Annotated in this window: 13 protein-coding genes; 5 read left to right on the forward strand and 8 right to left on the reverse strand. The window is 71.7% G+C overall.

What is annotated here, in order from left to right:
* The first annotated feature begins 34 nt into the window (after window positions 1-34).
* Together ACFVXG_RS26975 and ACFVXG_RS26980 are read left to right on the forward strand one after the other, a co-directional pair.
* Complete coding sequence (locus ACFVXG_RS26975; RefSeq protein WP_387931013.1) at window positions 35-928, forward strand: hypothetical protein; 894 nt, start codon at window positions 35-37, stop codon at window positions 926-928.
* A gap of 144 nt (window positions 929-1,072) precedes the next feature.
* Window positions 1,073-2,275 carry a PD-(D/E)XK nuclease family protein gene (locus tag ACFVXG_RS26980; RefSeq protein WP_387931014.1) on the forward strand — a complete coding sequence of 401 codons (1,203 nt, stop codon included), beginning with the start codon at window positions 1,073-1,075 and terminating at the stop codon, window positions 2,273-2,275.
* A gap of 451 nt (window positions 2,276-2,726) precedes the next feature.
* On the opposite strand, the gene ACFVXG_RS26985 is transcribed toward ACFVXG_RS26980, so the two are convergent.
* From ACFVXG_RS26985 to ACFVXG_RS26995, 3 genes are all read right to left on the reverse strand, one after another.
* Complete coding sequence (locus ACFVXG_RS26985) at window positions 2,727-3,053, reverse strand: hypothetical protein (protein WP_387931015.1); 327 nt, start codon at window positions 3,051-3,053, stop codon at window positions 2,727-2,729.
* A gap of 4 nt (window positions 3,054-3,057) precedes the next feature.
* A complete protein-coding gene (locus ACFVXG_RS26990) occupies window positions 3,058-3,552 on the reverse strand; it encodes a hypothetical protein (RefSeq protein WP_387931016.1) in 495 nt (164 codons plus the stop codon).
* 204 nt (window positions 3,553-3,756) lie between these two features.
* Entirely contained in the window at window positions 3,757-4,650 is an 894-nt protein-coding gene (locus ACFVXG_RS26995) for a helix-turn-helix domain-containing protein (protein WP_387931017.1), read from the reverse strand.
* A gap of 103 nt (window positions 4,651-4,753) precedes the next feature.
* Between ACFVXG_RS26995 and ACFVXG_RS27000 the strand changes: the two genes are divergently transcribed.
* Complete coding sequence (locus ACFVXG_RS27000; RefSeq protein ID WP_387931018.1) at window positions 4,754-5,137, forward strand: YybH family protein; 384 nt, start codon at window positions 4,754-4,756, stop codon at window positions 5,135-5,137.
* 44 nt (window positions 5,138-5,181) lie between these two features.
* Here ACFVXG_RS27000 and dacB read toward each other — a convergent pair whose 3' ends face one another.
* From dacB to ACFVXG_RS27015, 3 genes are read right to left on the reverse strand one after another with little or no spacing between them, the layout of a single operon-like run.
* Window positions 5,182-6,846: a D-alanyl-D-alanine carboxypeptidase/D-alanyl-D-alanine-endopeptidase gene (gene dacB / locus ACFVXG_RS27005; protein WP_387931019.1), complete on the reverse strand. Its 1,665-nt coding sequence runs from the start codon at window positions 6,844-6,846 to the stop codon at window positions 5,182-5,184.
* Between the two features lie 35 nt (window positions 6,847-6,881).
* Complete coding sequence (locus tag ACFVXG_RS27010; RefSeq protein ID WP_387931020.1) at window positions 6,882-8,222, reverse strand: FtsX-like permease family protein; 1,341 nt, start codon at window positions 8,220-8,222, stop codon at window positions 6,882-6,884.
* Entirely contained in the window at window positions 8,219-8,974 is a 756-nt protein-coding gene (locus ACFVXG_RS27015) for an ABC transporter ATP-binding protein (protein ID WP_387931021.1), read from the reverse strand. Before ACFVXG_RS27015 ends, ACFVXG_RS27010 begins: the two co-directional genes overlap by 4 nt.
* Window positions 8,975-9,265: 291 nt before the next feature.
* On the opposite strand from ACFVXG_RS27015, the gene ACFVXG_RS27020 reads away from it, so the two are divergent.
* Window positions 9,266-10,276, forward strand: a complete 1,011-nt coding sequence (locus tag ACFVXG_RS27020) for a histidine kinase (RefSeq protein ID WP_387931022.1) — start codon at window positions 9,266-9,268, stop codon at window positions 10,274-10,276.
* Window positions 10,277-10,312: 36 nt separating this feature from the next.
* Window positions 10,313-10,978: a response regulator gene (locus ACFVXG_RS27025; RefSeq protein ID WP_387931023.1), complete on the forward strand. Its 666-nt coding sequence runs from the start codon at window positions 10,313-10,315 to the stop codon at window positions 10,976-10,978.
* A 6-nt stretch (window positions 10,979-10,984) separates the two neighbouring features.
* On the opposite strand, the gene ACFVXG_RS27030 is transcribed toward ACFVXG_RS27025, so the two are convergent.
* Together ACFVXG_RS27030 and ACFVXG_RS27035 are read right to left on the reverse strand one after the other, a co-directional pair.
* On the reverse strand, window positions 10,985-11,548 hold the full coding sequence (locus ACFVXG_RS27030) for a hypothetical protein (RefSeq protein ID WP_387931024.1): 564 nt from the start codon (window positions 11,546-11,548) through the stop codon (window positions 10,985-10,987).
* 334 nt (window positions 11,549-11,882) lie between these two features.
* Window positions 11,883-12,155, reverse strand: coding sequence for a helix-turn-helix domain-containing protein (locus tag ACFVXG_RS27035; RefSeq protein WP_387931088.1), 273 nt, complete (start codon window positions 12,153-12,155; stop codon window positions 11,883-11,885).
* Window positions 12,156-12,266: the final 111 nt, after the last annotated feature.

Here is a 12,266-nt window from a genome sequence, read left to right on the forward strand (position 1 = left end):
CCGGTCCGTCACCCGCCCTCGTCCTGGAGAAGCCATGCCCACGCCCCGCCCCGACTCCGCCCCCGCCCCGGGCGCAGACCAGACCGTCCGGCTCGGCCCGGGCCCGGGCACCGGCGAACAGACGCTCCGCCTGGGGCCCGGCCCGGAGGGGCGGGCCCCGACCGTCCGGCCGGAGAGCGGCGCACCGGATCCCGAGGCCACGGTCCGCCTCGACGTCGACGAGGCCGAGAGCGCGACCTTCCTCGACCCCCGGGTCTGGGGCAGCGCACCGCCCTCCGGCCCCTCCTCGCCGCCACCCGGCGCGGGCGCCGAGGCGGACGGCGACGCCGCCGCCGACGCCGCCGCCACGGTCAGGCTCGGCGCCACGCCCCCGCTCGGCGCCACGCCCCCGCCCGGCACCGCCCCCATCGACGCATCCTTGGACGAACAGCCGCTCGCCCCGGGCGAGTTGCGCCGCTTCGGCCCCGGCGTCCCGCCGCAAGCCGCCGCCGCATGGCACGGCGGGACGGCACCCGAAGGGCCACAGCCACGACGGCCCCGCCGGATACAGCGCTGGCCGGTACCGGCGGCCGTGCTCCTGGCGATCCTGGCACTCCTGTTCTGGCGCCTCCACACACCCGCCCTCGCCGTCACCGCCGCCGACGTGACCAGCGACCCGGCAGGCCCCGGCTGCGCCGGCACCGCCGTGATCACCGCCGCCGTGGAAACCAACGGAGGAACCGGCACCCTCCGGTACCGCTGGCTGCGCAGCGACGGCACCACATCCGCCGAGATCGCCCAGGACCTCCCCGCCGGGACCCACCGCACCGACCTGGTCCTGCGCTGGACCTTCGAGGGCCACGGCTCACTCCAGGCCACCGCCACCCTGGAGATCCTCTCGCCCACCCCCCGAACCGCGACCACCTCCTTCACCTACCACTGCCCCTGAGCCCCCGCCACCCACCCCGAGCCCCGAGCCCGGCACCCCGCAGGCCCGGGCCGCCGCGCCCGGCGACCGTCCGACCGTCCGACCGGACGAACCCCCACAGCCAGCTACGCTGTGCACCGCCAAAGACGCCTGGGGGAGGGCCACATGGACATGGGGGCAGCCGAAGCCGCGATCATCCGCCTGAGGGCCGCACACCGCTGGAACCCGCCACCGCCCGCCACCGCCATGGAAATCCTGGAGACCGACCGGCTGGAGATCCCGCACAGCCGCATGGTCGCCTGGCTCCTGACCCCCTCCGGCTCGCACGGCCTCGGCCCCCGGCTCCTGAAGGCCCTCCTCACCCGCGCCGACCGGCCCGACCTCGCCCACACCCTGGCCACCGACCGCGTCCACGTCCAGCGCGAGGTGCCGCTGCCGGCCACGGCCGAGCACCCGGACCGGCGGGCCGACATCGTCATCTGGGCCGACGGCACACCCGTGGTCATCGAGATGAAGGTGGCCTCGAAGGAACACGAGGAGCAGACCCACGACCTGGCCGGCCACTTCCGCGCACTCCACGACGCACCCGCCTTCCTCTACCTCACTCTCGACGGGTCGCACGCCCAGGACAACGCCTTCCGCCCCATGCGCCTGCTCGACCTGGCGGCGGACCTGCGCCAGGCACTCCACACCGGGCCGACACCGGACCCGGCCCTCCACCACCCGGGACGCGCGACCGCCGCCGACTACCTCGAGACCCTCGAAAGGCTCACCCACATGACCCCGACGTCCCGCTCCACCGCGGAGTTCTGGCTCCGCCACGGCGACGACGAGGTCTTCGCCCAGGCCAAGAAGGCCGCCTGGGCCCTGCTGCGCCGGCTGCCGGAACTGACCGCCGCCGCCCTCACCGAGCGCGGCGCCCTGACCGACGACCTCGTGCTCCAACAACGCCTGGACACCGTCCACGGCGAACGGACCCGCAACGAACGCGTCGTCCTGCTGGGACGGCGCGACTGGCTGACCGACGGCCACCTGACGGCCGGCGTCGGCCTCGCGGTCCGCGAACGCCTCACCGCCGACGACGACCGCTGGACCACCCACAACAAGCCCTTCCACGGCATCTGGATCGCCGACCCCCGCCTGCGCAAACCCCTCCTGGCCGCGCCCCGCCTCACCGAGCCCTGGGGCAACTGGGGCGCCAACTGGGACTACTTCGACCTCGCCCTGCCCGACCCCTCACCCGACCTCGACCCCGAGCAGACCTACGCGAACCGCGCCGCCGACCTCCTCCTGCACCTGTGGACCGAGCACCACACCCCGCTCGCCCACCTCCTCACCACCACCGACGGCCCCGGCTACGGGAGTTGAGGGCCGATCCGGCGAACCGAGGGGCAAGACCCGCCGCCACCGGCATCACGCGGTACGGCGCGACGCCGGCCGGGCACGCCGGACGAGCCGGTGCAGGTCGTCGCAGAGCCGGCTGTGCAGCAGGCCGTGGTCGTACCCGAGCACCTCTCAGCCGGAGTTGCCTCAGCCTTGGCCACCTCCGGGACGGCTGCGCCGCCGTCCCCGCCGCCTTCCTGACCCGGACGCTGCACTGGATCGACCCCGCAGACCACCCCGTCATCGCGATCGGCTAGAAACTCCCCGCCGCGCCCGATCGCGGCATCCCACCCGCTCCTCGCAGCAGGGAAGTCGACCGGTCGGTCCAGCTGGGCTGCGAGCCCGAGGTGGTCGGGATCGCCTCGCGGCCGTTCCGGTTGCACTGCCACGACGGGAAGCGGCGCGGTGCCGATACGGGCCGGACAACTTCGTGCTGTCACATGCCAGGCAACGGCGGCCAGTACCCCATCGCGTAGGACTGGTACGCGCGGTCGGTGGTGCAGGGCGCCTCGAAGGGGGCGGGCCACACGCTGACGGCGTGGGTGTCCATGGTGGCGAAGACGCACTGGTGCGGTGTGCCCAGTGCGAGCACGGCGACGCCGGAGCGCATGGCGAGCGTGCGCGGCAGGGCGGGATCGATCCTCGCGGTGACGAGCACGTCGTTCAGCCCGTCCACGCCGGGCTGGAGCGCCGCGCCGGCGGGACGGTCCGCGGGGCGGATCCGGAGGGCGAGCTGCGCCGTGCGGCGTTGGAGCGTCCACACGTCCTCAGCGGCCGAGCCGGGGCCGGAGGACGTGTCCGGGTTCGTCGGCGACGGGCCCGGCTGAGGGGGCGGGGGCCAGGTCCTTCGGGCAGCTGATCACCCGGTGACGCAGGGTGTACAGCATGTTGGTGAAGGTGTAGCGGTAACACCCCTGGACGCCCTTTCCCGGGCCCCAGCCGATCAGTGCCTTCGGGACCGCCCCGCTGAACACGTAGTCCACCTCGACCGTCCGGTCCCTGGCGTCGTGGTGCTCACGCACATCGAGCAGCGCGGGGCTGCGGACGTCCTGGTCGGACACCGCGAAGCGCTGGTCGCTGCCCGTGTTGTTGGAGCGGTAGAGGTTCTGCTGCAGCATGCCGTCGATGCGGTCGGCCTCGGCCTTCATCTCCGCCGTCGGAACGTCCGCCGCGCCGAACGGGCCGACCTCGTAACACGTCAATCCCGCCAGGAGCAGCCCCGCGACCACGGCAGCCGCACCCACCCCGCGCCGTACACCCATCGCCCGCCCCCCGGCCCGCTCCGATGCTCGGTCGGTACTCTAACCGCCCACACCATCGACCCGGCCCCAGCCCCGGCGACGGCAGGATCTCCCTCCACCGGGCTGCTCCCGTGCTGGACGTGCCGGGGCCCGATCGACGGGAAGGCGGGTTCGGGGCTGGAGCTGCGGGAGAGGGCCGGCCCGGGTCGGCTGGAGTGTCCGGAGTCAGCGTTGGGTGCGGCGGAAGTCGCCCGGGGTGCGGCCGGTTTCGCGGACGAAGAACTTGCCGAAGTTGGTCGGCTCGCTGAAGCCGAGTCCGCGACCGATCGTGGCGACCGGGAGATCGGTGTGGGCGAGGAGGCGCTGGGCCTGGAGGGCGACGCGGGCGTCGGCGAGCTGTTTGGCGGTGCGGCCGGTGGCGGCCAGGCAGGCGCGGGTGAGGGTGCGGGGGGAGCAGCCGAGGCGGGCGGCGTAGTCCTCGACGGAGCGGGTGGTGGCGAAGGAGCGTTCCAGCTCGCGCCGGAAGGCGAGGTGGAGGTCGTCGTCGCGTACCGGGTTTTCGGCTGGGTCCGGGGCCGGGAGGCGGGCGATGCGGATCAGGAGTGCGCCGAGGAGTTGGCGCAGGAGGGCGCCCGTCAGGTCGGTGGGGGTCTTTGCGGCCCGGAGTGCCGCGTACTCGGCTTCCAGTTCGGCCGTGGCTCGGTCGAGCGCGCCGAAGTCGGTGGGCGGCAGCTGCCACGCGACGGGTCCGAAGCCGTCGAGTACCCGGCGGGCCGCGGGCAGGGGTGGCGGGAAGTCGGGCGTGAAGAGGAGGAGGACGGCGTCGAGGTCCGCCGGGCGGCCGCTCGCGTCGGACGGCAGGCGCTGTACCTGGCCTGGGTGCAGGTGCAGGAGCGTGCCGCGGGTACACGGGTGTTGGACGAAATCGACCATTGCCGTGCCCTCGCCGCCGCGGACGAGCACGAGCTGGTGGAAGTCGAGGCGGCTGGGCCGCCGGGCCACCGAGCTTTTCAGGCGCTGCTTCAGCGCGTCGAAGGTCAGGGCCTCGATGCCGACGCGGGGTCGGTCCGGGTTGTCGTAGGCGATGTCGATGACGTCGCGCTGTCCACTTTCGACCATGGTGAGTCCGGACTCTACCTCGCCCGGGAGGCGGCCTCGGCGGGATCGTGGAGGCACGGCGGCCGAGGGCCGCTGACTCCGTCGAGAAGTGAGGACCTCCACCATGCGTCATCCCGTCATCACCGACCCCGCGCAGCTGCCCAAGGCCTTCGAGGAGGCCCTGAACGCCGGCGACGTCGACGCCGTGCTGGCCCTGTTCGCCCCGGGCGCGGCCATGCGCACGGTGACCGGCGAGCGCGTCACCGGCGCCGAGGCGCTGCGGGCGGAGATCGGCGGCACCGTCGCGGCGCGCGGCAGGCTGACGAACGTCCAGCGGCACACGCTCGTCGGCGCGGGGACCGCCCTGCTGGTCACCGACTGGACCCTGGAGGTCGACACCCCCGACGGCGAACGGATCACCCCGACCGGCACCACCGCCAACATCGCCCGCCAGGACGCCGACGGCCACTGGCGCTTCACCGTCCTCAACCCGCTCGGCACCGCCTGACCGCCCGCCTCGGTGCTACCCGTCGCTGTCCTGACGGCTGCCCATCACGCCTTGGGCGACTTGTAGATGGTGGCGGCCATCGCTCCCAGTTGCTTGTTGGCCTTGAGCGCGAGGTCGATGGCATCGCTCACGGAGTCACTGGGCACCGGAATGTTGTTCACGTAGATCGCGAAGGCGTAGCGGCGGCCGTCCTTCGCATCGATGTAGCCTGCGAGCGCCTTCGTGCCGAGAGCCAGCTTGCCCTGGTAGGAACTGACCAGGGTGCCGGTCTTCGCACGGATGTGTCCTGCGGCGGGATCGGTGCGCTCGATGACGTCGGCGAGCGAACCGTCGACGCCCATGCTCGGCATGGAGTCGTAGAAGACGTCGAAGTCGTCCTGTCGTGCCAGGTGCCGCAGCAGCGCCACCTGGGCAGTCGGCGTGGCCTTGTCGCCGGGGAGGCCCTGGGCATCGACGAGGCTCACCGAATTCGGATCCACACCTGAGTGAGCGAGGAACTCCTTCTCGGTCTTCATGCCGTCCGCGTAGGTTCGTTGCCCGTTGTGTGCTGCCATCAGCGGCGGCAGAAGGTTCGCCCCGAGATTGTGGCTGACCTTGTTGATCAGCTTTGCGTACTCCTTGAAGGGCGGGGAGGTATAGGTCGCCGATACGGGCAGCGAGCTCACTTCCGCCGACGGGGGAAGCTTGTTGTCGGGGTTCGCTCCCAGCGAGGGGGCGGATACGCTGACGCCGTTTCTGGCGAGTGCCTCGATGAGGACGGTGCGGGCGAACGCCGCCGGGTCGGGAACCTGGTAGGTCGTCACGAAGGGGGCCTTCACGTCCGCGGGCACGGAGCCTCGGACCCTGATATGACCAGGGCTCACGCTTTCGGTCGTCACCGTCGGCTTGCTTCCGGCGGGTGTGGTCGTCACCTGCGCGTCGACGCCGAAGGCGGCCGTCTTCGGGCGCCAGTCGACCTCGGCCGGCTCGCCGGGTGCGCCCGGCGTGATGAGCACGTCGATCAGGTTGTCGTTGACGATGGTCGGAGTGACCGGCACCCCGCCGATCGACACCGGATCCCAGAGTCGGTTGTCGATCACCACGTCGCCGTCGACATGGCGGACTCCACTGGCCGCGACCTGTCGGGCCAGCTTGTTGACACCCGCCAGCGGATCCTCTTCGGTGATGGTCGCCATGCCGGGTACGGCGTTGGCGTCGTAGTGGTCGAAGTCGGGGACGTCCAGTCCGCCTGACGCGGTGGTCCGCCCACCGAGTGCCAGATCGCCGCTCCCGACCAGGATGAGATCGCCGGAGAGCCGCCCGTCCGCGGAGACCGTACCCGAACGTACCACGGGCGTACGGAAGCGGTGGTCGTCACCCAGGACGTCGAGCGCGGCACTGACCGCGAAGGTCTTGGCCGTCGAACCGGTCATGAACTGGGAATCGGCGCCCTTGGATTGGACGACCTTCCCCGTCTGCAGATCGGCGACCTGCAGGCCCCACCGGCCCGACGACCACGGCGCGGTACTCATGAGCTTCTGCAGGTCGGCGCTGACCCGGGTAGCACCCGGTGCCGGAGAGGCTGAGTTGTCCGTGTTATCCGTGTTGTCCGTGGAGTTGTGGGAGCACGCCGTCATCGCCACGGCAGCCGTCATCGAAGCGGCGAGCGCCAGGGCGGTACGCCGCCGTACCCGAGGTGTCTTGGTTCCGGAGAGGGAGTTGCTTGGCATTCGTTCTTTCCTGTTCGACTTTCCCGCGCCCCGGTTCACGGGCGCAGCGCCCGGACCGCGACCGTGCGCGACACCCGGGCCGCCTGCAGGACCAGCGCGAGGCAGGTGGTGACCAGCGTCCCGGCGGCGAGCGCCCCGAGCGTGGCCCAGGGGAGGCCCGCCAGGACCCGGAGGACGTCCATCCGGGCTCCCAGGGCGATGGTGAGACTCGACACGGCGACGAACAGCGCGCCGAAGACGATCGCCGTCCCCGCGTAGATCGCCCCCTCGTAGACCATCGACCGGGTGACCACGCCCGGCCGCGCACCGGCCACCGTCACGACGGCGCAGTCACGGGCGCGCTCCCGCCCGACGAGGGCGATCACGGCGAGGCCCCCGACCCAGGACACGACGAAGACCCAGCCCAGCACGACCAGGATGCTGTCCAGCCCGGCGCTGCCTCCGGGCATGACCTTCCCCATCACCATGAAGAGGCCGACGAACGACAGGGAGAGCGCGAAGGGCAGCACCGTGGTGACGCTCCTCGTCGCGCGGGCCCGGCACGACTGCACGGCAAGGTGCCAGGCGACACCGCGCGAGGGCACCAGCGCCGTCCAGAGCTTCATCAGCGGGGTGAGCACCCACGGCCCCATCAGCAGCAGCAGGCAGAGGAGGAAGAGGTCCCCGGCGAACGCGAAGGCCGTCCGCTGGGCGAGCCCGCCCTTGAGTTCGAGGCCCAGGCCGGGGACCCACATCCCGACCACACCGGCGAGCAGGCCCAGGGCGAGGCCACCGCGGGCCACGCCCGGCCGCGCCGGGGGATCGGAGAAATCCCGGAAGGCGCGCATCTCGGGCGTCCTGGCGGCCCGCCGGGTGACGCCCCAGCCCCCGAGCAGGCACGGAACCAGTCCGAACAGCACGCTCACGCCGACGTACCAGAACCGGAACCCGACCGAGGCCCCGTGCAGTTCGAGACCCGTCCCCTTCCACTGCGCGAGGGCGACACCCGCGACCAGCAGGGCGAGCGGTGCGGCCAGCGCGCCGGCCACCGCGCCCAGCACCACCAGCTGCGTCCGCAGGATGAACCTGACCCGGTGGCGCGGAATCCCGAGGATCACCCACAGGGCGTGCTCGCGCCGCTGGGTCGTCAGCGTCAGACCGACCGCGGAGGCGACGATGCCCACGGCGGCGAGCACGGTGAAGAAGACGATGTTGCCGCCGAGGGCGATCGACGCGGAGACCATCCGTGCGTCACCCGCCGCCCGCGCCGCCGAGACGGCGGTGAACATCGCGATGGCCGAGCCCGCCGAGCACGCCGCGCCGACCGTGGCGCACAGGAGCGTCCACCACCACATCGACGCCTGCAGGCGGATGTCCGACAGCACCAGCCGGATCACGACTCCTCCCCGCCCGCTTCGTCCGCCGACTGCGCCGCGAGGACGGCCTCGCCCACCGCGCGGGAGTCGCCACCGGGGATGACGGCGTGCACCCGACCGGACCCCATCACCACGACCTGATCGGCCCGCGCGGCCGCATGAGGGTCGTGGGTGACCATGAGCACCGTGCTCCCCTGCGCGGGAAGCGCCTGCAGCCAGTCGAGCACCACATGACCCGACTTGAGGTCGAGCGCACCCGTCGGCTCGTCGGCGAAGACGATCCGCGGCTGGTTCGCCACCACCCGGGCCACCGCGACGCGCTGGCGCTCGCCACCGGAGAGGCGGTCGGGGCGTCGCCGCGCGTGCTTGGCGATGCTGAGCCGCGCCATGGCGTCCTCGACCCGCGCCCTGGGCACCCGGCGGCCGGCGAGCCGCGCCGGCAGGGCGATGTTGTCCTCGACCGTCAGCGAGCTGACGAGGTTGTACTCCTGGAAGACGAAGCCGATGTTCTCGCTGCGGAACGCGGCCTGCCTGCGGGGGCTGAGTGAGCGGACGTCCGTCCCGAGGATCTCGACGGACCCCGCGGTCGCCCGCTCCAGCCCGGCCGTGCAGAGCAGGAGCGTCGACTTGCCCGAACCGGAGGGGCCGACGACGGCGGTCAGCCGGCCTTCGGGAATCTCCAGGTCGATGTCGTGCAGGACGCGCGTCGTCTCGCCCCGGCGGCCGGGAATGGGGAATTCCGTCCGAAGGCCGCGCAGACGAATGCACGGCACGGGAGCGGTAGTGGAAAATGGCATGAATCAAGGAAAGCAGGGCCGGACAGTGGAGTGCACGGGAGCCTGCACTGCTATGGAAGGTAGACTTGGATCTACCGCCCGACCGATCCGAACTGTGCGAAAATGTTGGTCATGGCGCAGATTCGTGTTGCCCGGAGGCTGCTGACCGAATTCGTCGCAGCGGCCGCCTTTCCGATTCTCCTGATTTCCGTTCTCGCTGCGCCGGTCTCGGTTCCGGTGGTGGCCGAACTGGACCGCTCCAGGGCCCAGTGGTGCGGAGTCCGGACGGTGCCGTTGCGACCCGCCGACCGCAGCTGGCCGCAGTGGGTGGCCGGTCGGCTGCGGGCACGGTCGGTGTGGAGGACCGACCTCCCCGTGTTCGTCACCGCCGCGCTCCTGTCAGCGCTCTCCCTGCTGGTGGGCTTCTTCGGATTCGTCGGCGCCCTGGCGCTGGTTCTCTCCCCCGTCTTCTGGGGTTTCGGCATCGCCGCGGAAGTCGGCCCGTTCACCCCGGCCGCCCTGTGGGAAACCCTCGTGGCGGTGCCCGCGGGAATCGCCCTCGGCGCGGTCACCGTGGCCGTGCTGGCCGGCATCTCCCTGCTCCGCGACCTGCTCCTGCGGGCCTTCTCGGGGAGCCGGAACCCCGACCTGCTCGCGAAACTGGAGGAACTCAGCGCCAGCCGGGCCTCGCTGACGGCGGCCTTCGAGAACGAGCGCCGGCGCATCGAGCGTGACCTGCACGACGGCGCCCAGCAGGAACTCGTCGCCCTCGTCATGCGCCTGGGAATCCTGGAAGCCGCAGCGACGGCCACCGACCAGGAACGGATCGTCCAGCTGGCCCGCCAGGCCCAGGCCCAGGCGGAGCGCGCGCTCGAACGGCTGAGGGAGACCGTGCGCGACATCCACCCCAGCGAACTGAGCGACCTCGGTCTCATCGCCGCCGTCCGGGAACTGGTGTCCAGATCACCGTTGCAGGTCGAACTGACCAGCACCGGCACGGACGCCTCGCTCTCCTCGCCGATCGCCACGGCCGTGTACTTCACGGTCTCCGAGGCCCTGACGAACATCGCCAAGCACGCGGGCGTCGGGAGCGCCCGGATCGAGATGCGGTGCACCGAGAACGGCGTCCGCGTCCGGGTGGGCGACGACGGCGCCGGCGGCGCGCGGATCAGCACCGGATCCGGGCTCTCCGGGCTGCGTGAGCGGATGCGAAGCGTCGGTGGGAACCTCGAAATCAACAGCCCGCCGGGCGGCGGAACGGAGGTCGTGGCATCCGCCCCGGCCCAACCCCCGTGGTGACGGAATTCGACCGGGAAAAGCGATGGGAATTCGATTGTGAGAATCATCCTGGCGGACGACAGTCTGCTGATACGCGCCGGAATCCGGGAGATCCTGGTTTCCAGCGCCCACGACGTGATCCGCGAATGCGAGGACGCCGACGAACTGGTCGCCGCCGTCGACGACCTCGCCGCCGCCGGAGCCGCCCCCGACCTGGTGATCACGGATGTCCGCATGCCGCCCGGGAACACCGACGACGGACTCCGGGCCGCGATCGCCATTCGGTCGCGGCACCAGGACCTGCCGGTACTGGTCCTCTCCGCCTACGTCACCGGCCCGTACGTGCGCGAACTCCTGAACGGCCCGGGCGCCGACGGGGCAGTCGGCTACCTGCTCAAGGAGAAGGTGGGCAGAGTGGCGGACTTCCTGCGGGCCGTCGAGACGGTCGCCGGCGGCGGAGTGGTGATCGACCCCGAGGTGGTTCGCCACGTCACCCGCGCCGACCCGCCACGGGGCCCGCTCGCCCGGCTCACGGCCCGCGAACAGGAGGTGCTCGCTCTCATGGCCGAAGGCCGCTCCAACGCGGAGATCGAGGCCGAGCTGTTCCTCTCGGGCGCCGCCGTGGCCAAACACGTGGGGAACGTCTTCCTGAAACTCGGCATGCCCTCCGGCGAGGACAACCGCCGGGTGAAGGCCATCCTGACCTGGTTCGAATACAACTAGGTTCCCTCAGCCGGTGGTCGGCGACGGCTCCACTGGTGGCGGCTCGGGCGAGTAGCGGGCCCCACGGGCGTTGAAATGGGCCAGGTAGTAGGTGGCGCCGTCGAGCTGCAGTTCCATGGGCGGAGGATCGGTGACCAGGTGGGCCCGACTGCGGTGGCCGTCCACCCGGGCCTCCATCTTCGGTGTGTTCCAGGACCGCGCCCAGCTCTCCGCCTGTTCCAGGGGCCACAGGAAGTGGGCGCCGAACTCCTTCTCCTCACCAGGCTCCGCCTCTGTCAGCGCACGCACCAGCGCCGGGCTGTAGACGGCACGGACCCGGAAGTTCACCAGGAATCGGCTCTCGATCACGATCCGCATGTAGCGACGGTGGTTACCCCGATGACGTCCGGCCACAATGACGCGTTCGCCGCCATCGCCCCAGGCCGGCGGTGCTATCCACACCTTCGCCCCTGGCGCGAAGTGCCGCAGCCCCTTACGGATCTCCAGCCCACCTTCGCCATGGCTGGTCTCCTGAGCGATATTGGCCACGAGGCATATGCCCAGCGGCTCCGGTCCAGTTGCATCCGTCATGGCTGCCATGATCGCCGAGTACGGGCGGAGCGGCATGGTCTTTTATTGGGCTCTTGGAACTGTCGGGTAGCCCGAGGGGAGAGCACACACCGTCACCGGACTCGAAGCCGTATTCCGCGAGCACCTGAGCGACCTGTAACCCCATCGAACGTTTACCCCGACCCGATCCGACCCGCCCGCTGCTGGGACTGGGCGGGCGGCGCTCTCTGGCTCCGCCTGGACCAAACCGAGCGGCACCGCGGTGCCGGTCCGTACACACTGGCCGGTCCGGTCCGTGTCCGGACCCCCGAGCGGACAGCGGACCGGGCCTCAGCGCGAGGAAGCCCCCCCGGGCCTACGCACGGGGCGCTTCGCCGGTCGGTGCGGGTCGGTCCGGGGTCCGGGCGACGTCGGGGGCGTCGAGGTAGGCGAGGGCGGCGTCCCGGGGCACGTACCAGGCCCGGCCGGTGCGCATGGCCGCCAGGTCGCCGGAGTGGACCAGGCGGTACACCGTCAGCTTGGACACCCGCAGCAGGGCCGCGGCTTCCTCGATGTTCAGGAACCTGATGTCTTCCGCCGGTGGAGGTGTCACCGGGCGGGTGAGGGCGGGGCGGGCCGGCGTGTTCATCCAGGCGGTGAGCCTGTCGAGTTCCTGCTCGACGAAGGCCTCACTGGGCGGCGGTACGGCCTGCTCGATCCGCCGGAGCAGCTCGGGCAGGGGATCGGTGTTGTCGGCGAA

Origin of the sequence: Kitasatospora sp. NPDC058162 (genome assembly GCF_042884005.1) — a bacterium.
GTDB lineage: Bacteria > Actinomycetota > Actinomycetes > Streptomycetales > Streptomycetaceae > Kitasatospora.

Bases quoted from the DNA above. Each gene is read 5' to 3' on its own strand.
- ACFVXG_RS26975 (WP_387931013.1), top strand. From the start codon at position 35: ATGCCCACGCCCCGCCCCGACTCCGCCCCCGCCCCGGGCGCAGACCAG.
- ACFVXG_RS26980 (WP_387931014.1), top strand. From the start codon at position 1,073: ATGGACATGGGGGCAGCCGAAGCCGCGATCATCCGCCTGAGGGCCGCA.
- ACFVXG_RS26990 (WP_387931016.1), bottom strand. From the start codon at position 3,552: ATGGGTGTACGGCGCGGGGTGGGTGCGGCTGCCGTGGTCGCGGGGCTG.
- ACFVXG_RS26995 (WP_387931017.1), bottom strand. From the start codon at position 4,650: ATGGTCGAAAGTGGACAGCGCGACGTCATCGACATCGCCTACGACAAC.
- ACFVXG_RS27000 (WP_387931018.1), top strand. From the start codon at position 4,754: ATGCGTCATCCCGTCATCACCGACCCCGCGCAGCTGCCCAAGGCCTTC.
- dacB (WP_387931019.1), bottom strand. From the start codon at position 6,846: ATGCCAAGCAACTCCCTCTCCGGAACCAAGACACCTCGGGTACGGCGG.
- ACFVXG_RS27030 (WP_387931024.1), bottom strand. From the start codon at position 11,548: ATGACGGATGCAACTGGACCGGAGCCGCTGGGCATATGCCTCGTGGCC.
- ACFVXG_RS27035 (WP_387931088.1), bottom strand. From the start codon at position 12,155: ATGAACACGCCGGCCCGCCCCGCCCTCACCCGCCCGGTGACACCTCCA.